This window comes from Candidatus Omnitrophota bacterium, from assembly GCA_028716565.1.
Classification (GTDB): Bacteria; Omnitrophota; Gorgyraeia; order Pluralincolimonadales; family Pluralincolimonadaceae; genus Pluralincolimonas.
In genome coordinates this window covers 189,811-211,234 of record JAQUPL010000001.1, presented here as the reverse complement: position 1 = coordinate 211,234, position 21,424 = coordinate 189,811, and the positions used below count along the sequence as shown (strand labels likewise).

The following is a 21,424-nucleotide window of genomic DNA, read 5'->3' as shown; positions in this document are numbered from 1 at the left end:
TCCGGGCCTGTAGCTCATCTGGATAGAGCAGCGGTTTCCTAAACCGCGTGCGGGAGGTTCGAGTCCTCTCAGGCCCACCAGATATACCAAGGACGATAACGAAAGGTCCCTTTTATGATAGACTTCCACACGCATACATTGTTAAGCGACGGGTCGCTCCTGCCGTCGGAACTTGTGAGGAGGGCTTACGCTGCCGGCTATAAGGGCATTGGCCTGGCCGACCACGCCGACGCCTCCAATATCGATTTTCTCGTACCGAGGATAGTCAAGGCGGCCAAGGTCCTTACATCATCGAAGATAAAAGTGGTCCCGGGGATAGAGCTCACCCATGTCCCGCCCAAAGACCTGCGGGGACTCGTGACATACGCGCGCGCCAACGGCATAAAATTAATTTTAGTCCACGGAGAGACGATAGTCGAGCCGGTCATACCCGGGACCAATGCTGAGGCATTGGAATGCGACATAGACATACTCGCCCATCCCGGCCTCATAACGTTAAAAGACGCCAGGACCGCCGCGAAACGCGGCATATATCTTGAGATAACGGCGAAAAACGGCCATTCGCTCACGAACGGGCATGTCGCCCGCGTCGCCGCGCAGGCGAGGGCAAAGCTCGTCTTAAATACCGACTCACACGATCCGGAAGACCTGATCACGGAAGACATGGCGGAAAATATACTTACGGGATGCGGGCTTTCGGCCGGGCAAATAAAGGCGATTTTCGTCAATTCTTTGTCACTTTTAGCCAATTTATAATTTTTTTATTGACAAAAAATTACTACTATGCTATATTTTGCTCAATGATGTTAACCGAGAGGAGGTGACACAAAAAATCATGTTCAAGAACAACGTATGGAAAATGGTGACGGTACTCTTTGTTATATCATTGCTGATCGGAATGGCAGTACCGAGCTATGCCGCTAACGCCGGAAGCAAACTGCGCAGAGGTTTAGCCAACTTTGCGACAGGTTGGGTTGAGATCCCTATCGCGATGGATAAGTCGATAAAGGAGAGCAATCCGGTATTCGGTGTCATAGTTGGCGGCATAAAAGGAACGGTCAAGGGCGTTGTCAGGACGGCCTCTGGTCTTTTTGACACCGTAACGTTCCCGATTCCTCCGTATGAAAAAACCTGGTTGAACCCAGAATTCATCGGACAGCCGACGAATTAACATCAGTTAATAGAGTTCCTATAGGACATTATAATAAATAGAGGGATGGAAGAAATTCTGTCCCTCTCTTACTATGGGAAAAGATGAAAAGACCCTGTTTTCGCGTCGCGATCTATTTTTTTCTCATTCCACTGGTCACCCTGTCTGCCGGCGGCTGCGCTACGACCGGACAGGGATCACCCGCCGTTGAAAAAAATCTTGCCGTTTCCCCGCTACTGAGATTTGACGATATTCCCGTACCTGCGGGCTTTTCACAACTCCCCAAAGAATCGTTCATATTCCAGACCGAGTCCGTACGGGCAGGCGTCCTGAGATACGAGGGCAAGGCCGGGCAGGAATCTGTCATGCAGTTCTACAAACAGCATATGCCCGCTTACAATTGGCAGCCAATTAACACAATAGAATTCGGGCTGAAACAGATGAGTTTCGAAAAACCCGGACAAAACTGCATCGTTGTAATAGAAGGCAGCAGGACCAAATCCACGATTACCATCTCCGTAGGCCCGAAATCCGAAAAACCGAAATCCCCCTTAAAGTAAACGCTTGACGGCCACCCCGAGTTCGTCTTAAGGAAGCTGCGCCAAAATGATATCCCGGAAAAGGAGTTGCGAATTCCGGATGATATCACTATAATAGGATTTGATCATGGTCCGAAGACGGCTGCCGAGGCATCTTCGGGGAATAGAAGAAAGGGGGTTAAAATGCGAATGATTCTTGTCTTTATATTTGCTGTCTCTGTCTTGGGAGTCTGTATTAGGCCAACTGCCTGCGCCGATACTATCATCTTAAATGACGGCAGGAAGATGGAAGGGGTCATTACCGAAGAGGGAAATGACTACTACAACGTAAGGATCAAGATCGGCACGATGAAGATCAACAAGGACATGGTGGCGGAAATAAAAAAAATACCCGCGGAGGAGAACTTCGTCAACCTCGGGAACCAGTACCTCGCTGCAAATAATTTAGATGCCGCCATAGAACAATACAATAAAGCCCTCCGGGCGAACGCGGATTACCAGCCAGCTAAAGACGCGCTCGCAAAAGCGGAAAAGATCAAGGGTAAAGCTGAGGCAAAGAAAAGGAGAGAGCTGGAACAGAGGGAAATGGAAGAGGCTAAAAAGAAGGACAAGGTCAAAAGCGGGTTCGGCTTTACGATCGACGTTTCAAACGGCACGGTCGCCCTGTCCAATGTCGCCTCCGGCGGAAAAGCGGAAGCCGTTGGGTTAAGACCGAAAGACGAAATAATACAGATCAATGATATGGCCGCCGGCGGAAAATCCCTTGAAGAGATAACCGACTACCTTTCTAAGGGCGATAATGCCGCTTTTGTTTTCCTCATACAGAGGGAATGCGAACTTACCAGGAAAAAGATCGACTACCAGAAACATTCTTTCGTCGGGGTGGGGATATTCCTGGATGCCGCAGGCAACGACCTCCTGATCAACAGCGTCATAGTGGGTGAACCGGCCGATCTTTCCGGCATAAAGTCGAAGGACAAGATCGTCTCGATCGACGGGAAATCCGTATCCGGTATGTCTGTCGACGAAGCGGCGGCGCTCATAAGCGGCGCCGAATCTTCCAAGCTCAAGATAGTGATCCAACGTTCCGTGGAGATGGAAAGAAAATAGAAGTTTACGGGGGCGTCCTGAACGCCATATGCCCCCGCCGATGGTTCATTAAAAAATACCCTAAAAACAGCAAAAAATGCTTGACAAACACCCCCTATTATGTTAATTTAAGCACAAAGTTAGGCTCTACCATCATGGATGGTTTCAGACATGGCGAGAGAGGAGGGATGAACTTAAAACGCCGGAAGCTATCAAAATCATGATGATAAGCAATATAAATGGAAAATACGTGGGTTTGTTTTTTAAACCTGTTTCGTAATATAACTTAACCAAGGAGATTCGAAAATGAAGTTAATGAAAGTTCTCTTCGTAGCTGCGATAGTAGTCGCGATAGCGGCTCCTACGTTCGCTGCGGTACAGAACATTAAAGTTAGCGGTTCCATAGAGGAACAGGCTATCTACATGTCCAACTTTGACCTCGCGTCAAAGAGCGAAGAAAGCACCGCAAGGCGCTTTTCGCCTGTGGTTGACCCCGGCCAGATGACAGGTTCGGGCAACTCCATAAACGAAGACTCGGAATCCTTCGTTCTCCAGACCATAAAGGTCGGAGTGGATTCAGACCTGACCGATAACGTCTCGGCTTCGATCGTCTTATCGAACCAGGCTAAATGGGGAGATAACCTCATCGCCAGGGACGCTGTTAGTGTGAACAAGGCCTTCGTCACATTGAAGGAGTTCTTCTATCAGCCGTTGACATTAAAGATCGGACGTCAGGACCTGAGATTCGGTAACGGTTTCATAGTCGGTCCTGGTATCTACAGGGATCCGCAGGGCACGTTCGCTCTTCCTGGTGTGGACTTGGCGCCTGACCGGTTTAACCTGGGTGGCGGAAACAACTTCTACTTCCCGGGCGGTGCTAACGGTTTGCAGTTTAGCGATGCTACATACTATGACGCTATACGCGCGACCTTAGACCTGGATCCGTGGACGGTTGATGCTATCTACTCGAAGATCAGCCAGAGCGGAACCGCGAGAGTCGATGAAGAGTTGGCCGGAGCCAATGTCGCATACAAGTTCGACCAGTACAATGCGAAAGCCGAAGCCTACTATTTCTTCAAGTATAATCCCGGCTTGAACGACGACATGGGATTGATTGATCCTGTCGATTACTTAGCGACCGGCGGCGCGTTCGGCGGTTTCATATTGGACCAGTCCGTTCCGGGCGTAGGAGCCAGGGTATACGAGAAGGAAGAAACACATGTATTCGGTATGAGGGGTGATATCGATCCGATCGAGAACCTCGTACTTTCCGGTGAAGGCGCGTTACAGTGGGGCCAGCTCAAGGACTCTGAAGGTCCGTGGGGCAAAGGCACCGACAACGGCTCTATCAACAGAGGCAAGTTAGCCTGGGCGATCAATGCCTATGGTAACTATACCTGGAAAGAAGTCGCCTACAAACCTAATTTAGGCTTAGGCGTCGAAATTCTTTCAGGCCAGAACGCCGGCAACAGCGGCAAGTGGACCGCATGGGATCCGATGTTCAGGGGCAACTCCCTGTCCATGATCCGCGGTTACATGGCCGGTCAGCAGGCTGCGTTCAACAACGTCGGTGGTAACATCTACCAGACGCTAGACATGAAAGATCCGTCAGGTTCGACCGACGCGATAACGATGTATATCGATGGCGGATTGAAACCGATGGACGATCTCTCGATCAAGGCGAGATGGCTGCACTTCTGGACCGAGAAGAAACCGGTCGACGGAAGAAGCAGAAACCTCGGTGATGAGGTCGATACGACGATCCTGTACGATTACACGGAAGATGTCCAGTTTGATCTGACTGGCGCCGTGTTCGTTCCGGAGACGTTCTATGACAACAACAGTGATGGTTTCACCAAGAGCACGACCCCTGCTGTGATCGTGACTGGCGGTGTGAAAGTAACCTTCTAACATCAGTTAGATGGAAAACCCCCTGGGGCGAAATCCCCAGGGGGTTTTTTTATCCGCGAAGCGAGTAATCCCAACAAGCGCGCTTGTTGGGATATAATAAAGGACCTTCATGTCTGATTCTCCTCTATATATAGCCGTTGTCTGGCACATGCACCAGCCTTTCTATAGGAACCTCGTTACCGGCGAGACGGTAATGCCGTGGGTCCGGCTCCATGCCGTCAAGGATTATCTGGACATGGTAAAGATCCTGCAGGGTTTCCCGTATATCCACCAGACCTTTAATCTCGTCCCGTCCCTTATCGAACAGATAGAGGATATGCTTGATCCCGGCTCGAAAAAAGACAGGTCATATGAACTCACCCTGAAGAAACCTGCCGATCTTACCGAACAGGAAAAACTTTTTATCCTGCGCAATTTTTTTATGGCGAATTGGGACACGATGATAAAACGCTTCCCGAGATATTACGACCTGCTGGTAAAAAGGGGAAGGCACTTTTCCCCTGAAGATGCCCTAGCCGCGATCAAGCGCTTCACTCCGCAGGATTTCACCGATCTCCAGCTGCTTTTTAACCTTGCCTGGATAGACCCTGTCTTCAGGGAAAAAGACCCCCAACTCAAGGAACTTGCCGGGAAAGGGAAATACTTTTCCGAGGAAGACAAGAAGTTGGTCATGAAAAAACAGCTAGGGATCATGCAGGAGATAATACCTACCTACAAGGATATGCAAGAGAAGGGCAGCATAGAGGTGTCCGTTTCACCGTTCTTCCACCCGATACTGCCTTTACTGTGCGATTCCGACACGGCAAAGATATCCTATCCGGAGATCAGGCTGCCCAAGATAAATTTCCGCCATCCGGAAGACGCCAAGGCACAGTTAGATATGGCGGTAAAATTCTATACGGAGAAGTTCGGAAGGCCGCCGAGGGGCATGTGGCCTTCAGAAGGGTCGGTAAGCGAACAGGCCGCAGACCTTATAATAGACGCGGGGCTTAAATGGGCCGCTACGGACGAAGAGATACTTTTCAGGTCGCTCGGGAGGGAAAAAACGCAGGAAGCCCTCTACAGGCCGTATATGCTTGAAAGAAAGCAGGGCGGATTATCGCTTATATTCAGGGACAGGGCCTTATCGGATTCCATAGGCTTCGTATACCAGAGCTGGAGCGCGGAAAATGCCGCGGGAGACCTGCTAAACCGCCTGCGCGCGATCAAGGGGAGGCTCCCGAAATCCAAAGTCCCGTATCTTGTCCCTATAATCCTTGACGGAGAGAACGCGTGGGAGTTTTATCCTAACGACGGCGGCGACTTCCTTAACTGTTTATACAGGAACGCTTCGAACGACCCGGCTTTAAAGTTCGTAACGGTATCGGAATACCTGGACGAGTTCCCGGTTCAGGATAAGCTTAACAGGCTCCATCCGGGTTCATGGATAAACGCTAACTTCTGTATATGGATAGGACATGAGGAAAAGAATAAAGCGTGGGAATATCTCTCAGAGACCAGGAGCGTACTTAAGGACTACGAGAAGCAGCAGCCTGACCCCGATACCCTCAGGAAGGCATGGAAAGAGATCTACATAGCCGAGGGAAGCGACTGGAACTGGTGGTACGGTGATGACAATTCCTCGGCCAACGATGAGGAATTTGACCGGCTCTTCAGGTCGCACCTCGCGAATGTCTACACCCTGATAGGCAAAGAACCTCCCGAGTACCTATCCTTGCCGATAAGGACAAAGAAGGCGAAGATCGTAAGGGAGCCTTACGGTTTCACAAAACCCGTGATAGACGGAATGGACACGAACTATTTCGAATGGATAAACGCGGGCCTGATCGATACCAGCAAGCGCGGCGGCACTATGCACCAGTCGGAAACGATAATAAAACAGATATATTTCGGTTTCGATTCGGAGGCCCTTTATTTACGGTTTGATATTCCCCCGGACCGGGAGAACGAAAATAAGGAAGAATACGGCCTTAACCTCTTGTTCCAGGAAAAAGGGATAAAGGTTTCCGCGCCGCTTTTGCGCAACAGCAAGGATCCACAATATACAATATCCGAAAAATCGAAAGACGGGACATGGGCAGAGGTAAAAAGAGACGCCGCCGTCGCCTATGATAAGATACTGGAATTGGCCGTAAAGTTCAATGACATCAAGGCCGGGCCGGGAGACCTGCTAAAGCTGACGGTTACGGTCGAGGCCGCCGGCACCGTGATAGAACGCTGCCCGGAGTCCGGGGAGATAGAAATAACGCTCCCGGGGCCGGATTACGAATCCCAGGCCTGGACCGTATAGCCGCAATCCATTGACAGGTAATAAAATAACGTATATACTCTAAATCAAATGAACATCATACTAGTTTGCGTTTTAACGGCGGTCGTCTTTTTCGTGATCTATATCCTCTCGTCCAGGGAAGATAGGAAAATAAACGAGAAATACGCCACGCGCGGGAAGGTCGAGGAATACTGCGCGGGAGAGAAGGAGAGAAGGAGATGCGAACGTTTCGATACCGAACTCGACCTTAAATACAACCTCATCCCTGCCTCGAGATCTGATTTCATGACCAACACGAAAAACATAAGCAAGTCGGGTATTTCCATTTTGGTATACGAGATACTGCCGAAAGACTCGCTGATCGATATGGAAATCTCGGTACCAAACTCAAAAGAGACCATAAAATTAAGGGGAAAGGTCGCCTGGTGCGAGGGTTGTAACGGCATTGAGCGCCTCGATAAAGACGGCAAGCGGACTTTTCTGGTCGGCATTGAGTTCCTGGAAACCGAAAAGAAACACCAGAATATGCTTATGGAATACATAGACAAACACCTGTCTGTAAATAAAAAAGGAGGCAACGATGGCAGTACCAAGAGGGCTCAGGACCAAAAGAAGAAAGAAACGTATGTCCGGTAAACCCCATAGGGGCCCGAAGAAGTAACCAGCGTCCGGGCGCGGGCAAATTCGATGAATAATAGCTTCAGTAAAGACGCCTGCCGGATAGTCCTTAAAGCCGGGAAATACCTCAAAGAAAACAGCAGGAAGATCAAGAGCATTGCCTTCAAGGGTTCGATAAACCTCGTGACGAATGTCGATCGCGAGGTTGAGGGCTTGCTTATACGTTCTTTGCGCAAGGCATTCCCGGAGATAGGATTTTTGTCCGAAGAGATCGGGGAAATAAGGGCGGGTTCCGACCTTAAATGGGTAATAGACCCCATTGACGGGACCACGAATTTCGCCCACGGTTTTCCTTTTTATTCCATTTCAGTAGCCCTTGAAAAAGACAAAAAACCTATACTTGGCATAGTATATGACCCCGAACGCCGCGAGCTTTTCTTCGCCGAACGCGGCCGGGGCGCCTTCCTGAACGGCAAACCCATAAAAGTAAGCGCCCAAAAAGACCTTAAAAAGAGCCTTTTGATGACCGGTTTTTCCTATAATTTGGGCAAAACCATGGAGACAAATCTAAGGCATTTCAGGAGTTTCCTCATAGTTTCACAGGCAGTAAGGAGGGCCGGCAGCGCGAGCCTTGACCTTTGCAATGTGGCCTGCGGCAGGCTTGACGGGTACTGGGAATTAGGTCTGAACCCCTGGGACACGGCCGCCGCCTGGCTCATAGTCAAAGAAGCAGGGGGAGAGGTGACCACATTTTCGGGTAAACCTTATGGCCATTACCTAAAAGAAATACTGGCATCAAACGGAAAGATCCACCGGCAGATGTCAAAGATACTGTCGAAAAAGAGATCCTGAAACACAAATCCCCGATAAATCTTTACCTTAAAAGCCAAAATCCAGCGTCTTTTTAGCCCCGTTTGCTCTCAAGCTCAACGTCCTATAATATATCTTATGTTAAGTACGTGAGCACACGGAATAAGCTGTGGACAACTCCCTTGTGCTTAAGGCATTTTCCTGGTAAGTGTAATTACGGCGGGATAAATCGAGCCGTCCCCGAAGCGGCCATTGATGAGGTCCATCGCCCCAAGAAGCGATTCTCGGCTCCTCTGCGCCTCAAATAACGGCGGATACCTGGTATGGGTAAGATTGCCGCCTGTCACTCCGAGAGCCCTTATTTTGGGCGTTTTTGGCCCTAATTTGGCCATTATCTTAAGGCAACGCCGGTATATCTCATAGCCGTCATCTATGGCTTCCGGGAAGGTCTTTTGGCACCCGAAGTTGCCTATCTCAGGGCCATTGAGCCACAGGTGCACTGTGGCCGCGGCAAGGCCGGCATTGCGCAGGCGCTCCGCGACCATATCGCTCAGAAGCCGTATCCATGCGTTAATAAATGTAACATTTGCTGTGGATCTGGGCAGCGTATATGAATGGCCCATAGATTTGGGCTCGTCATCCCGCGGCTCGGACACCGGTTTGAGCGATTCTTCCGCATGCAAAGACGCGTATAAATTAAGCCCATTTTTGCCTAAATTTTTCTCCAAAAAATCAGGAGATTTAGCGTAGAGATCAAGGCAAGTTTTTACTCCCAAATCCCAAAAGACTTTTTTAGTGCTCTCCCCCACCCCGCACAATTTTTCGACCGGTGTTTTGGCCAAGATTTCGGCTAAATTTGCTTCGTCCAGGGCGGCCACGCCATTGGGCTTATTTAACTTTGAAGCGAGTTTGGCAAGGAGGCAATTTTTGGCTATGCCTACAGAGGCTGTTATACTAAAATTTTCATGTATTTTTCGCTGTATATCTCTTGCTAATAACAGTCCGCCGCTAGGCGGACGGTTCCCCACGTCTACCTGAAATTCATCTATCGAAACATAAACTGTCTCAAACCCGTATCCTTTGATAAGCTCCAGTATCCGGCCCGAGGTCCAGATATATTTTCCCTGTTCCGCGGGCACAAAATTAAGTTCCGGGCATATCTTGAAGGCCTCCTCAGAAGGCATCCCTGAGCCGATGCCTAAGGCCTTGGCCTCATAACTGGCCGCGCAAACGACCGTGTGGCGCTTGTTCTCGCGCGTGCCCACTATCAGGGGCCTGCCTTTGAGCCGCGGATTGGCCGCCTGTTCAATGGACGCGAAGAACGCGTCCATGTCTATGTGCAGGATCATGTGTCATGACAGGGGCCGTCCCCATGTGGGGACAGTCCCTGTCATTCGATTATCCTATCTATCTGCCAGCGGTAGGTCGTGTTATTAAATGATATCTGGTACAGGCAGGTCCCGGTATCCACCGAAAAGAAATTGATGACCTCCCGGCCGCGGCGTTCCTGCCAGTTATAGGTTATCTTTCTTATCCTGTGGACCTTGTTGTTGCGGATGAACGCGCGCGGGTAGATCCCGAAGCCCTTAAAATACACCAGGACTTCTATCTTTTCGTCCAGTATCCCGGGGTCGACACTGTCTTCGGTCTCGGGAATGTGGCGGTCCCACCGCGCTTTGGGGTTGAAGCCTGATATAGGCATCGCTTAATACTTTCTTACAATGTTGACGAGCTTTCCTATGATGGTGAAATCTTTACGTATCGGAGGATACTTCCTGTTCGCCGCCTCCAGGAACGGTTTGCCGGCGCCGGTCTTCAATCTTTTTAAGGTGACTTCGTTATTATCCAGTAAGGCGGCGATGATGTCGCCGTTGTCGGCCGTCTTCTGTTTCCTGATAACTGCTATGTCGCCGTCCATAATGCCCGCGTCTATCATGCTCTCACCTTTGACCTTCAAGGCAAAGGTGTTCTCCCGGGCGATCTCGACATAGCCCTCGGTATCTTCATAGGCCAATTTCGGCTCCCCGGCCGCGATACTGCCTATTAACGCTATGCCCCGGGACTTGTTGTTTTCACGTTTGAGATAACCTTTTCTTTGGAGCGCCTTAAGATAGTCCCTAACCGTTCCTGTGGAAGCAAAACCCATCTCCCCTGCTATCTCCCTTATGGTCGGAGGCAGGTTCTCCCCCACTCTCTCACGGATAAATTTCAGGACTTTCTCTTGCTTGGCGGTCAATTCTACTTGGGGTTTCATAGGCAGGAATATACCACACATTTGTGTGGGTGTCAAGATTTTTAGGCGGGATTATTTAGGACCTTGAGGCGCGTTACTTACAACCTGTCCATTTTAAACACGCTTTTTATTTTATGTCCTTTTTATAACAAATAACAAGATCGATGATAACACCAATAAATTCTTCTACCACTTCCTCTAAAATTATCTTTTGCGGCTTAGAAAATAATCGATATGCATGAACCAAGTTACTCCTAACAGAATAAAGCGCTTTCGCTGCGTTGTCTTCAGTTTTTAAACTTAATTGCTGCAAGAGATTATTGCATAGATCTCGTAATTCCAACGTGTCGTTTGTATAATTAAATAAATTTGCAACTCGATTCTTTTCTGATTTGATAGAATTTAACTTGTCTCCTATATCGAAAAAGCCTCCATAGTCATTTTCAGAAAGATTAGAGTAATCATCTAGACACTTCGCCAGTTCATCTTTAAAAATGTCAAATATAACTATTTCAATAACTTGATACAGAGATAAAAACGCATGAATGACATCGTTATCATCTAATATATCAGTAAATAAGTCATATATATACGTATTAGCAATTAGCCTGCTTGACATCTTACGTAGTTTGATATTTTTATCTAACTCTTCATAAAATTTACTGACTCGTTTATTCACAGTTTCTATTTTATCTTTATACCGATAACCATACTTAAAAAGATCTGGCAGATAAAATTTGATATTAAAATCTTTTATTTTACTAATTTGATTTTTTGCTAATAATAAAACGATATCGCTGTCATTATAAAAATCTAAAATTGATAGTTGTTCCGTTTTTAAAATCGGGGTTTTTGCGGGTAAGCCTTCGCCCTGTAATAACTTTTGAAAAGCAGCAAAAGCACAAGGTAGAAAATATTCATCGTTGGCATAATCGTGCTCAACTGAAAGAAGCGCCTGAACAGGAAACAACCATCCGATTATTTCGCCACTTTCCACTTCATAAACACGAAAAATATCATTTTCATGTGTTGCAGCATTAATAAACAAATGCATTTCAAACGCATCGGCGGAATATGGTTCCTCCACCTGCAATAAATATGGCACATTTATTGCTTCTCCATTAAACTCTAGAGAAAAAACTTTTTCACCAGGCAAAAAGTTTGGTAATCCTAAATTAACTTTTTCCCCTTCCATATCTCCTATTGTTAATGTCATGATTAAATTTGGCTTAAGTATTTCTGATAAGCATTATCAACAGCTGCTTCTATTACGCCATAAGAATCTGTATTGCTATTAAATAATTCACGAAAGAAGTATTGAAAATACATACGTTGAGCATTACCAATTTTCTTAGATTTTAAGCGAATGTCATCAAGTACCTTAAGAAGCTTGTTATACCCTTCGTCTGGATTGGTCTGAAATTTTATATTGGCGATGATAGGATTTAAGGACTCAAAATTATCAATAACATCGAAATCCTTCAATCTACCTACCGCGGCCCCAAAAGCAGATAACGTTTGATTTTTCTTAAAAATTGATTCAACATCAACTCCAAATGGATTGCCTCCAAAACTTTTTGCTACTTCTGGGTTAAGCTTCCAATTATCACCAATACTAACCATCTTCATGAGAAATACATGGAATGACAGTAAAAATCCACGAAAGATATCTTGGTTTTGATTTTCCTTCGCTAGTTTTTCTAACCCTTTAATATTTTCCAGAAGCTCAAATTTATCAATTGGCAACTCGTTACGTTCCAGATACGAATTAAATCCGTCCATAACATCTCTAAATTTATAATCAGTAAGATGAGTTGCTCTTTGCTCCTCAACTTCGGATATCAACCTTAGTCCTGCCACTTCAGCATTCAAATAATCAGAATAAAGAATCTCTATTTGATGCCGTAAGCTCATTGGAGTTTGCCCTGTATTCAAAGTTAACATTCGGTAAAGGATGCCAATACGATTTACGCTAATGTATAATTCTATTCTTATATTACTATTAAGGATTTTTTTTAATAATTCCTCATCGAATTGTTTCATCAATTCATCGCGTAATTCTAATAGAGTATAGGTGCGCTGTAGACCATCTAAAATCAAAAGATGCTTGATATTCTTTTTCATAAAATTCACCAAAAATTCTGGTTTTGCTTTAGCTTCTTTAACAAAATCGCCGGCATCAATTTCTTCCTCAAACGCCAGGACAAGAGGAGGAATAACGCACCCCAACTTTAAATCGTCTTTTAAAAGCGCATAAATTGTTGATGAGGATTTTACCCGTCTGCGCTGAAATATGTTACTGTCTAAAATAGAGGACGCAATCTCAAGATAGTTTCCTATTGAGATCTCAAAGGCAAGATTTGTCGCATTTATTCTTTTATCTTCCAAGCAAGAGATTAGATCCATGTTACCCCCTTTATTTAATTATTCGGTTGATATGCTTTTTGTCCGATAATTTTGTGCATTATTTCCTATCCCTTTGGACACTTCCCCTATTTTATTTTTAGTTATTTCGAATTCTCTATAATAAAAATAGCTACAAAAGGTATTCATTAACTTCACTAATAATTTTATTAGCCTCAAAAGCGAAATCTGTAGCCGTTGTTTCTTTTAATATTTTAACATCGTAAAATGGCATAATAAATATTCCATTGGCCTTGTATTTTTTCAAAAGATTTTGCAACGTTTTTTTATTCCAATAACTAGCCCAATCTTTTAACCAAATATCTTTTACCATTTCTTTATTTTTACCTTTAAGTCCATTTTTATCGAGTAACGTTAAAAGCCGATTTGTAGATTTGGGTTTTTCTTCAATCTTTTTTAGCGCCTGGATAAACCTCTTCTTGTTTGTATCCTTTCTAAGATAATCAAAATCTAATATAAAAGCATATTTTATACCTAGGTCGTTACAAAATGACGAGAAGAGAGCTATTTTCTCATCATTAATTCCCCCTAATTGATACAGGCATTCTCTAGAAATGGATAGGCTCTCAGTAAAATACTGCGGCAAAGCAACTAGGTCCTCACTCCCCTCAACAAATATTACTTTATTCATGAAAAATAATTCTCTATGTCTAAAATTAAAAATACCCTCCTTCTTGTCTTTTATTGCTTGTACAGTCTTTTCATTGTTGATTCTTGTAACGTGAGTTATTGTATCAGATTTTGTAAATTTAAATACTTTATCTATTGCTTCTAAACTGATGAAATATGGCGAGTGAGTCGAAATAAAAAATTGCTTCTTTTCTTTATTTGCGACTTCTTTAATAAATTCAATAAATCTCAGCTGTGCCTGAGGATGAAGCGAAATTTCTGGTTCATCAATTAAAATCGTATTCGCATCGCTAATAATAATATTATATACAAGATTTAATAGATGATTATAGCCATAGCCTGAATTATCAATATTTACGCTTATATTCCCCTCTTCAAATACTAAATCCACTTTTCTACTATCTTTATAAGGATCCCTTCTAATCTGTTTACCTGCAATTTTTTTAAATACTTCTAATATTTTAAAGTATTTTTCTCTACGTCGCTGGTCCCCGTCATGAAATAAGTCAAACATTATTTTTTTAAGATTTGAACCTTTTATTCCTTGACGTCCATCATCTACCTTTATAATCTCGTCTATTTTTCTTTTTGAATGAATGTAATAGGTGCGTCGAAGATAAGAAAGAAATTCACGTATTTGAGGAACAATTACATTATTAAAAAATCTATTATTACGATTTAGATTCGCATTTTCAATTAGAAAGTGCGAATCTGCTAAATAATCATCCAAACTTACATATTTTAAAGTATTATTTTCAATGCATACTAAATTTATATTTCCCCATCCAACCTGAATTATTCTAAAAACATGTCGATTAAAATCTAAAATAAACCTTAATTTTAATAAATCTATATCTTTTACGTCTCTTATTAGCTTTTCTTCTAGCACCCTTTCTTCTTGAAGATTACGCTTCGACGTTGATAAATCTTTAACATGCTCACGAAATGAGTCGTTTGCATTAAATACAATTTCTAATTCGATATTACCTTCATTTTGATGAACAAAATCAGTCATTTTATCAATATTAGATGATATGGTCTTAATTTTATCCAAAATATCGCCGGCTGGGAAAGATGACTCTTGATCTATGAGAGACCCGATAGAATTAATGCGTCCGGTTGTTTCTAAATTCTCCAATAATATTTCTCCAAAAATCCAAAGAATTTCCAATCCTGCAGTCTTACCAGAATTATTCTCTCCTATAAAAACATTGACTGAACCTAAATTATCTAAAACTTGTTCTTCTTTGCCTATGCTTTTAAAATTTTTAATTTTTATTGAATAAATCATTTATTTGGGATTCCTTATACTACTAAGACAAAAAATCTACACCTTATTAGTGTGCCTATGGAGGTACTCAGCCTAGGAGCACGCTACTAATCTTATTTTACTCCTAACAAAAACCCCCTGCAACAGTTATAAATGCAAAGGGTTATGATTATTTTATGACCCCTGTTCTTTCAACGCACAAAATTAGGGTGGTACCAATTAAACAGATCTCGGTCCTTTAAATACTTTGTTGTGAATTGGTTTTTCTATATTAATAATATACTCTTCCAATTCTTTTCTACCATATTGAACTTCTATATATTTAATTTTAAGATTTGCAATATAGTTATTTATCCTATTTTCGATTTGTTTGCTAAACATTCCTGATTTTGCTTGTTTAAAAACGACGAAACCAATAGATTTTCTTAAAGTACTTACCTCTGTTCTTTTTTTGTGTCTGTACATTCTTCTTTTTAATTCAGAAGCTTCACCTGCGTATATGATTTTACGTTCTTTTATAAATATGTAAGTTCCGGGTTTGGTAGGAAAAGAATGATTGATATTTACCACTTTTTGCTTTTTTAGTTCATCATAGCCGCTTCTAAGAAATGAGCTGACCTTCTTTTGAGCTATATCCCACTTCATTTTCTAATCAAGATTCCTTTCACGTTTATTGCACAACTCCGGTTCTATTTTCGAAGTTCGGAAGCCGCCCTCTTTGACTCCAAAAAACCAACGCCAGCCCGATAAAAATCACTGTTAAAACGATACCGGATTCGCCGATCATATAGTTGGACATCGGGCCTGTTTCGGTCGTAAGCGGGTCGAATAACCACTGGATGTAAAAGTTATGGCTTGCGTGCATCAGGATCGCCGGCCAGACACTGCCTGATTTCAGCCTTAGCCATCCGATAGCGAAGGTCATCGCGGTTATCGTGACCCGCGCCAGCCTATCTCCTCCCCTGCCGCATACACCACGCTTATTGCCGGGCCCAACACGATGAGTATAAACGCGTTAATACGGTAATCATGGTTGACGCCACCGAAGCCGGAGAGCCAGATGATCCCATAAGCGGCGGCCGCGTAGCAGATAGGCAGGAGATACCCCAATCCCAGCCAGCGCAGTTTGCCCGGTTTCCAGCCGATGCCGGAGAGGCTCTTTTCATATATGAGCGAGGTGGCCATGCCCGAGATCCCGGGACACCACATAAGGTATAACATCAGCAAAGCCGGGCTCAGGCCTAAAGCTTTACTATTGATTATCAGGTAATAGCCGGCGGAGCTAAGAAGGAATGTGAGCGCTACGTAGGTGATTACCTTTTTCATTGCTACCTTTCGACGCGACCTCTATTTACCTTACTTTTTATTCATGAAAAGTATAAAACATTTCTATTATCGCAGCGTCGGGCTCTTTCCCAGCTTTCAAAGCATTCAGGGTGACCTTTACAGGGTCAGAGGAATCGCTTGTTCGATCCACATGGCGCTCCAATATAGGGATCGATTCTTTGCCCAATTTCTTTACAATTAAAACAACAGTTTCTTCCCTAACATCCAAATCCGCATCTTCCAAGAAGGGTTCAATATCTTTCAACGCATTTTTATTTGTTGACGAGCCAATAAATACAATGGCTGCTTTACGAACTTCTCTATTTTCATCTTTTGAATACTTAATAACATCATCATATACAGACTCGTCTTTCAATTTCATTAGCCCATATAATGCATAACATTTAAACTGAGGCTTAGACATTTTTAATGCCTCTAAACAGATAGGACGCATTTCTGGAAAATCATCAATTGTTATGAGAGCGTGAAAAGCGCTTAATTTAACATTTTCATCGGCATCTTTTTTATAAACCTCGAGCAAAGGAGCAATTGCTGATTTATCGCCGATATTTTCCAATATGTAACATGTCTGAGATTTAAGATGAGGATTGTCGCTTTTGAGAAGCCCGACAAAAAAGGGAATATCAGTTTTGTCACATAGCTTAATAAGTGTGCTACTGCTTGATATCCTTGATCTGTTAGATCCTTTTTTGTAAGCATCCATAAGTACGGGGATGGCTTTTTTAGCTCCCTCTTTATGCCCTAAACCAAAAGCGGCTGCTTCACGGACCTCATCAGATTCATCGCCCAATGCTTTGATTAAACCATCGATCACCTCTGTTCCTTCAAATCCCTTTGCGCCTAAAGCATACACCGCCCGTCGCCTCACTTCTTTATCTTGATCGTCCAAAGATTTAATAAAAACAGGTATAGCTCTTTTATCATTCAGAAATTGTAAGCAAAATATAGCCTGTCTTCTTATGTTAGCATCTTGATCCTTTGTTAAGTCTATGAGATTGGGTACAATAGAAGTGTTCTTGGAACATATTAAACCGCATATAGCGGCTCGTTGCACATCCTCATTTTTATCTTTCAGAACCCTCATAAGATAGGGAGCTGCCTTGTAGACATCTAACTTTATCAATATATTAACAGCTTCCTTTCTTACCTCAGGTTCCGGGTCACCCAAAGCCTTTACAGCAGACGGAACCGCCGACTGATCTTTCAGAGACGCTAATATCAATAGGACCGACCTTCTCACCTTGGCATCTTGATCATGTAATGATTGAGTTATTCGTAAAATCATCTTTGAATTAAACGCCGGGGCATTTTCTTCTTTGCCCGAGTAACCTTGTAATGCCGATGCTGCAAGTCGCCTAACTCCATCGTCTTTATCCTTTAATGTATCCACTAATGCGGGTATAGCTAAAGGATCCTTTGTGAGGTCCAAATATCGTACTGCTGTATATCTTGACATGGGATCCTTGGCTTTCAAAAGCTCTATTAGTTGCTTCGTTATAGATTTATCTACATAGTACCGAAGTTTTGTGGCTGCTTCCTTTTTTTCTTCAGCAGAAGTTGTTTCGCTTTTCAACACTTCTATGCATTTCGGAGCATAAGTTTTTATTTGTTCCTCAGTAACAGAAAATGATACTTTAGAAGGGAAAATTAACAATATAATCGTAATAAATACTAAAAAACCATTAACTTTTTTCATTATGAACTGTCCCCTTTTATATCTTACAGCCGCAGTGTTTCCTTCCTAAAATTTGAGCCTGTTCACTGACCGAATTGACGAATTGCGTTTGCCTCCCCTTCCCTATTGCCAGCCTCGAATCAAGAGGGCTGTAATGCCTGTAACCCCGCCTTTTAAACTCCGCTATGAGCTTATTGTGCCTTGAATACAGCGCCTTTAACCTGCCCTTCCACCTTAAGGTCTCCGGATGACGGGAATACCCTTTCTTTTTGCGTGTCAGGACAGACCAGATGGCGTGAAGTTCCCTGTGCTCGCCCAGGAGATGGTTGCGGCATAATTTTCTTGGCGCTATATCCCAGATCCTCATTCAGGCCTTGCTTCTTTAGATTTCTGTCCTATTTTTCTCCGATAAAACCAAAACGCCATAAGAAAGATGAACCAAACAAATGAATTCAATAAAAACCGCATAGGATCATACTCAGCCCAAGCTAAACCAGGAGCCTTCGAACAATAATGAATTGGAAAACCCCAGTATCTAATGATGCCGACAGAATCGCTGTAGGCAGTATCCACTCCAGTTTGAATTATTACAGTAAATCCGGAAAGAAAAAATGCAATCGCGATATTAAACGCGACATCAACAATTACTAGGAAGCGGGCCCATTTTCTGAAGAATAATTTTCCAATAGAACCTATCAGACACATTGCCGCGAAAAAAGTACAAATCGTCAGCAGTATAATTAAATCATTTCCATTTGTATCAACATGCCTGGTCAAAATGGGTATAAAACCCTCGATACTGATTATTAAGAAATAAACCCCAATAAACATTAAAACTAAAAATAGAAGTATCTTTAATATTTTCATATTATTCTATCTTTTTCTGTTACGCAGGTAATTATCGATCGACTTGTCGTATGTCTTCTCTGCGCGGGCATATGAAATCAGACTTTGGCTTATTAGACTTTATTCGTTTACTTCCATAAATTTTGTTGAAATAGCCCCTACACCCTTTTTGCCATCTGTGTGGAATACGGTTACTCCTTTATAGTCCCTTTCCCCCTTTTGATCTTTCAGAACTAATAGCAGATTTCCGGTAATGTACGATCCATCCGTGTGTTTTGTTAATTTTAAACTCTTTGAAACTCCATCAACTGTAATCACGATTACCAGCCGATTTAAAGAATATTTATTGAGATCGTGCAATCCTCTTATCCTGGCCCTGAATATACCCTCGCCGGATATTCCGGGATCTTCTTGGGTAACATTAGTGCCGTTGCCGAAATTTTCATTTGTAAAACAGTATTTTGATGGGTCGACTCTCTCAAGAATAAGCCTTGGGCTTTTTAGGTCCATATAGCCCTTGTTCGGGGCAGTCACATCAAGCGCACCACTAAATTTACCCTTATAGTTGTTAAGCCGCACCGTAAGATCGCCGTCTTTGTTCGTAAATTCCAACGAGTTTTCGCCCGTTTCCGTAAGCTCCTGGTCGCCAGCCATCATGCCTTTCGTGAATTGGATTGTCATCATATCTTTTTGCTGGTCGCTTAATTCTCCTTTAAACCAGACCGTAATGAACACTTTTACGTCCTCAAAACATAGTGAATCCGAGGCGGTTTCTCTAAGATTGAAAACCTGGTCATTTATGTTATTTTTCTTTGAGGTTAAAAAACATACAATATCATCTTGTTCGCTTGGGCTAGTTTTTACTAAAGGCTCAAATTTGATAACGAAGTCCTTAGATTCGTCCGTAAACACCTGCGAATTGGGTGACGTTTCCGTTAAGGTATATTTCGTGACTTTGTCAGCTATTCTCAATTCAGCATTTAAGTGGTCAACCTGCGAATCAGATAATTCCTTATCAAGGTTAAGCTTTAAAAAAGGCATGTTAATCACGCCCAAAGGCAACCCTCGCCCTTCTCCTGTATCCGGGGTGAAAATCGGTATAGTCTGCACAACGCTATAATTTCCGCTGTTAAACGGGGTTTCGCGTACGAGTTCCATTTCAAATACATCTATGAACCGGCACGCAAATGTCTGTAATTCGGTTGGATTCCCTTTAGTATCGGTCTTCAAAACAGGAGCTTCGACCTTAAGCTCGATATCGGTATCCGGAACATACTTATCCAGGATGATATAAGCGCAGTTGGGCAATTTATTTGCATCACCGTAAAACCACTTCAATTGTCTGCCATTCATCTTATATTCTGAAATATCAGGACGCCTTCCTTTAAAGTCATAAGGTGATATCATGCACTCTTGGAATAGCAATATCATCGGCTCAATCTCTCCTTTTTTGGCCGGTAGTGTATGAATCGTCATTGAGGAAGTGCATCTGCCCGGTTTCCCGGGATATGATATTGCGCTATGATAATATCTCCACCACTTAAAGTAGTAATCGCAATATTGCCAGGGCGTCCAGGCTTCCGACATATTTTTCTTAGTCCTGATCCTTGATGGATATTGATAGTCTTTCCAATCGGCAAACGGTGATTTTGCCAAGGCATCCATATTCCAGGATTGGAACTCATCAGAATAAGCATAACTCTCCGAAGTTGTAGAACTCTTCAAATAAGCTTGATAATAGTAACACGTTGTAAACGATTCCTCTCCTTCGGCGGATACTTTAATATCTGTCTTCCCGGGAAAATTCATAATAATATAATTCGGGTCTTTTGCATCGATCCCTTTTCTTGCGGCATAACCGGGTGCTACTAAAGTCGGGCCTTTAAATGACTCGTCATCATTAACTGCGAATTCCCTGCCGTTAATATTTACAGTATCAACACCTTCGGCAGTGCCACTTATCCTTGTTTCATTATTCCTTATAATTGAATTAAACCTTGGCCATTCAACCGATATATATACTTCTTTTGCAGCTTTTATCGGACCGGCTGTGGCTACTTTGCTTTTTAAGCCCGCTTTATTTTTTGCGACCACAGAGATATAGTAATTTTTATTTTTCTCCAATCTTACCTGATAGACATAACAATCTTCGTTCGGCCCGTTTGAGGTCCAGTATAGAACATCGGTGCCTTCCGGGACCGTCCCTATTGCGTACTGATACTCGGCTATCCCTGATTCAGGGTCTTCGCTTTTCCAGTGCGCAACGATCATATCTAGTGATTTTGTTCTCTTATCAGTATTGATTACGGGTGCGGAAGGAGGCGTAGAATCAGCGAGATTCTCTTCCTTTGCAGGAATCAAAGGGCCTGTAAATGAAAATAATAAAATTAACGTTATCAAAATGATCTTTTTCATTTATTTCCCCTAATTAATGGATAGATGACCGTTGCTATAGCCGCGCCAATCAGGAATAATCCCATGATCTTCGTATTCCTGATCTCCATTTCCATATTGATGGGTTCCATTCGCCAGTTGATCTTGCTGTAGAATTTAATCTGCCATTTAATGCAAGAAGCCGGCTTAATGAATAATATTAAGCCGGCTATTAAGATG

Annotated in this window: 21 protein-coding genes and 1 tRNA gene; 9 read left to right on the top strand and 13 right to left on the bottom strand. The window is 43.3% G+C overall.

The genetic code is table 11. The annotated features are described in order from the left end of the window. Nucleotides 1–3 precede the first annotated feature (3 nt). The 9 genes from PHO67_01220 (at nucleotide 4) to PHO67_01180 (ending at nucleotide 8,428) form a co-directional block, all read left to right on the top strand. Nucleotides 4–80 (top strand) — tRNA-Arg (locus tag PHO67_01220). A gap of 34 nt (nucleotides 81–114) precedes the next feature. Continuing rightward, nucleotides 115–756 (top strand): histidinol phosphate phosphatase domain-containing protein, encoded by a 642-nt coding sequence (locus tag PHO67_01215; protein MDD5545768.1) that lies wholly within the window; start codon nucleotides 115–117, stop codon nucleotides 754–756. 79 nt (nucleotides 757–835) lie between these two features. Continuing rightward, nucleotides 836–1,171 carry an exosortase system-associated protein, TIGR04073 family gene (locus tag PHO67_01210; protein MDD5545767.1) on the top strand — a complete coding sequence of 112 codons (336 nt, stop codon included), beginning with the start codon at nucleotides 836–838 and terminating at the stop codon, nucleotides 1,169–1,171. A gap of 83 nt (nucleotides 1,172–1,254) precedes the next feature. Continuing rightward, nucleotides 1,255–1,710, top strand: coding sequence for a hypothetical protein (locus PHO67_01205; GenBank protein MDD5545766.1), 456 nt, complete (start codon nucleotides 1,255–1,257; stop codon nucleotides 1,708–1,710). Between the two features lie 162 nt (nucleotides 1,711–1,872). Then, on the top strand, nucleotides 1,873–2,799 hold the full coding sequence (locus PHO67_01200; protein MDD5545765.1) for a PDZ domain-containing protein: 927 nt from the start codon (nucleotides 1,873–1,875) through the stop codon (nucleotides 2,797–2,799). 285 nt (nucleotides 2,800–3,084) lie between these two features. Beyond that, the gene (locus PHO67_01195) at nucleotides 3,085–4,689 is read left to right on the top strand and encodes an alginate export family protein (GenBank protein MDD5545764.1); all 1,605 of its coding nucleotides are present in this window, start codon (nucleotides 3,085–3,087) and stop codon (nucleotides 4,687–4,689) included. Between the two features lie 109 nt (nucleotides 4,690–4,798). Then, nucleotides 4,799–6,979: a glycoside hydrolase family 57 protein gene (locus tag PHO67_01190; protein ID MDD5545763.1), complete on the top strand. Its 2,181-nt coding sequence runs from the start codon at nucleotides 4,799–4,801 to the stop codon at nucleotides 6,977–6,979. Nucleotides 6,980–7,027: 48 nt separating this feature from the next. Beyond that, nucleotides 7,028–7,594 carry a PilZ domain-containing protein gene (locus PHO67_01185; GenBank protein ID MDD5545762.1) on the top strand — a complete coding sequence of 189 codons (567 nt, stop codon included), beginning with the start codon at nucleotides 7,028–7,030 and terminating at the stop codon, nucleotides 7,592–7,594. 51 nt (nucleotides 7,595–7,645) lie between these two features. Then, complete coding sequence (locus PHO67_01180) at nucleotides 7,646–8,428, top strand: inositol monophosphatase family protein (GenBank protein ID MDD5545761.1); 783 nt, start codon at nucleotides 7,646–7,648, stop codon at nucleotides 8,426–8,428. A gap of 146 nt (nucleotides 8,429–8,574) precedes the next feature. Here PHO67_01180 and PHO67_01175 read toward each other — a convergent pair whose 3' ends face one another. The 13 genes from PHO67_01175 to PHO67_01115 all read right to left on the bottom strand — a co-directional run bounded on the left by PHO67_01175 (nucleotide 8,575) and on the right by PHO67_01115 (nucleotide 21,226). Further along, nucleotides 8,575–9,735: a DNA polymerase IV gene (locus PHO67_01175; protein ID MDD5545760.1), complete on the bottom strand. Its 1,161-nt coding sequence runs from the start codon at nucleotides 9,733–9,735 to the stop codon at nucleotides 8,575–8,577. A 41-nt stretch (nucleotides 9,736–9,776) separates the two neighbouring features. After that, nucleotides 9,777–10,088, bottom strand: coding sequence for a hypothetical protein (locus PHO67_01170; protein ID MDD5545759.1), 312 nt, complete (start codon nucleotides 10,086–10,088; stop codon nucleotides 9,777–9,779). Between the two features lie 3 nt (nucleotides 10,089–10,091). Beyond that, nucleotides 10,092–10,640, bottom strand: a complete 549-nt coding sequence (gene lexA / locus PHO67_01165; protein ID MDD5545758.1) for a transcriptional repressor LexA — start codon at nucleotides 10,638–10,640, stop codon at nucleotides 10,092–10,094. 106 nt (nucleotides 10,641–10,746) lie between these two features. Then, the gene (locus PHO67_01160) at nucleotides 10,747–11,814 is read right to left on the bottom strand and encodes a hypothetical protein (protein MDD5545757.1); all 1,068 of its coding nucleotides are present in this window, start codon (nucleotides 11,812–11,814) and stop codon (nucleotides 10,747–10,749) included. A 23-nt stretch (nucleotides 11,815–11,837) separates the two neighbouring features. Further along, nucleotides 11,838–13,025, bottom strand: coding sequence for a hypothetical protein (locus tag PHO67_01155; GenBank protein ID MDD5545756.1), 1,188 nt, complete (start codon nucleotides 13,023–13,025; stop codon nucleotides 11,838–11,840). A gap of 130 nt (nucleotides 13,026–13,155) precedes the next feature. Continuing rightward, nucleotides 13,156–14,964, bottom strand: coding sequence for an AAA family ATPase (locus PHO67_01150; GenBank protein ID MDD5545755.1), 1,809 nt, complete (start codon nucleotides 14,962–14,964; stop codon nucleotides 13,156–13,158). Nucleotides 14,965–15,162: 198 nt separating this feature from the next. Continuing rightward, nucleotides 15,163–15,588, bottom strand: a complete 426-nt coding sequence (locus PHO67_01145; protein ID MDD5545754.1) for a GIY-YIG nuclease family protein — start codon at nucleotides 15,586–15,588, stop codon at nucleotides 15,163–15,165. 25 nt (nucleotides 15,589–15,613) lie between these two features. Continuing rightward, nucleotides 15,614–15,868 (bottom strand): CPBP family intramembrane metalloprotease, encoded by a 255-nt coding sequence (locus PHO67_01140; protein MDD5545753.1) that lies wholly within the window; start codon nucleotides 15,866–15,868, stop codon nucleotides 15,614–15,616. A 5-nt stretch (nucleotides 15,869–15,873) separates the two neighbouring features. Then, nucleotides 15,874–16,269 carry a hypothetical protein gene (locus tag PHO67_01135; protein ID MDD5545752.1) on the bottom strand — a complete coding sequence of 132 codons (396 nt, stop codon included), beginning with the start codon at nucleotides 16,267–16,269 and terminating at the stop codon, nucleotides 15,874–15,876. A gap of 37 nt (nucleotides 16,270–16,306) precedes the next feature. Beyond that, entirely contained in the window at nucleotides 16,307–17,986 is a 1,680-nt protein-coding gene (locus PHO67_01130; protein ID MDD5545751.1) for a HEAT repeat domain-containing protein, read from the bottom strand. Between the two features lie 16 nt (nucleotides 17,987–18,002). Next, on the bottom strand, nucleotides 18,003–18,332 hold the full coding sequence (locus tag PHO67_01125; GenBank protein MDD5545750.1) for a pyrimidine dimer DNA glycosylase/endonuclease V: 330 nt from the start codon (nucleotides 18,330–18,332) through the stop codon (nucleotides 18,003–18,005). Continuing rightward, complete coding sequence (locus tag PHO67_01120; protein MDD5545749.1) at nucleotides 18,329–18,832, bottom strand: hypothetical protein; 504 nt, start codon at nucleotides 18,830–18,832, stop codon at nucleotides 18,329–18,331. The genes PHO67_01125 and PHO67_01120 overlap by 4 nt, the downstream gene beginning before the upstream one ends. Nucleotides 18,833–18,931: 99 nt before the next feature. Then, nucleotides 18,932–21,226 carry a hypothetical protein gene (locus PHO67_01115; GenBank protein MDD5545748.1) on the bottom strand — a complete coding sequence of 765 codons (2,295 nt, stop codon included), beginning with the start codon at nucleotides 21,224–21,226 and terminating at the stop codon, nucleotides 18,932–18,934. Nucleotides 21,227–21,424: the final 198 nt, after the last annotated feature.

Coding starts and splice junctions, on each gene's coding strand:
- PHO67_01215 (MDD5545768.1), top strand. CDS start 115: ATGATAGACTTCCACACGCATACATTGTTAAGCGACGGGTCGCTCCTG.
- PHO67_01210 (MDD5545767.1), top strand. CDS start 836: ATGTTCAAGAACAACGTATGGAAAATGGTGACGGTACTCTTTGTTATA.
- PHO67_01205 (MDD5545766.1), top strand. CDS start 1,255: ATGAAAAGACCCTGTTTTCGCGTCGCGATCTATTTTTTTCTCATTCCA.
- PHO67_01200 (MDD5545765.1), top strand. CDS start 1,873: ATGCGAATGATTCTTGTCTTTATATTTGCTGTCTCTGTCTTGGGAGTC.
- PHO67_01195 (MDD5545764.1), top strand. CDS start 3,085: ATGAAGTTAATGAAAGTTCTCTTCGTAGCTGCGATAGTAGTCGCGATA.
- PHO67_01190 (MDD5545763.1), top strand. CDS start 4,799: ATGTCTGATTCTCCTCTATATATAGCCGTTGTCTGGCACATGCACCAG.
- PHO67_01185 (MDD5545762.1), top strand. CDS start 7,028: ATGAACATCATACTAGTTTGCGTTTTAACGGCGGTCGTCTTTTTCGTG.
- PHO67_01180 (MDD5545761.1), top strand. CDS start 7,646: ATGAATAATAGCTTCAGTAAAGACGCCTGCCGGATAGTCCTTAAAGCC.
- PHO67_01175 (MDD5545760.1), bottom strand. CDS start 9,735: ATGATCCTGCACATAGACATGGACGCGTTCTTCGCGTCCATTGAACAG.
- PHO67_01170 (MDD5545759.1), bottom strand. CDS start 10,088: ATGCCTATATCAGGCTTCAACCCCAAAGCGCGGTGGGACCGCCACATT.
- lexA (MDD5545758.1), bottom strand. CDS start 10,640: ATGAAACCCCAAGTAGAATTGACCGCCAAGCAAGAGAAAGTCCTGAAA.
- PHO67_01160 (MDD5545757.1), bottom strand. CDS start 11,814: ATGGAAGGGGAAAAAGTTAATTTAGGATTACCAAACTTTTTGCCTGGT.
- PHO67_01155 (MDD5545756.1), bottom strand. CDS start 13,025: ATGGATCTAATCTCTTGCTTGGAAGATAAAAGAATAAATGCGACAAAT.
- PHO67_01150 (MDD5545755.1), bottom strand. CDS start 14,964: ATGATTTATTCAATAAAAATTAAAAATTTTAAAAGCATAGGCAAAGAA.
- PHO67_01145 (MDD5545754.1), bottom strand. CDS start 15,588: ATGAAGTGGGATATAGCTCAAAAGAAGGTCAGCTCATTTCTTAGAAGC.
- PHO67_01140 (MDD5545753.1), bottom strand. CDS start 15,868: ATGACCTTCGCTATCGGATGGCTAAGGCTGAAATCAGGCAGTGTCTGG.
- PHO67_01135 (MDD5545752.1), bottom strand. CDS start 16,269: ATGAAAAAGGTAATCACCTACGTAGCGCTCACATTCCTTCTTAGCTCC.
- PHO67_01130 (MDD5545751.1), bottom strand. CDS start 17,986: ATGAAAAAAGTTAATGGTTTTTTAGTATTTATTACGATTATATTGTTA.
- PHO67_01125 (MDD5545750.1), bottom strand. CDS start 18,332: ATGAGGATCTGGGATATAGCGCCAAGAAAATTATGCCGCAACCATCTC.
- PHO67_01120 (MDD5545749.1), bottom strand. CDS start 18,832: ATGAAAATATTAAAGATACTTCTATTTTTAGTTTTAATGTTTATTGGG.
- PHO67_01115 (MDD5545748.1), bottom strand. CDS start 21,226: ATGAAAAAGATCATTTTGATAACGTTAATTTTATTATTTTCATTTACA.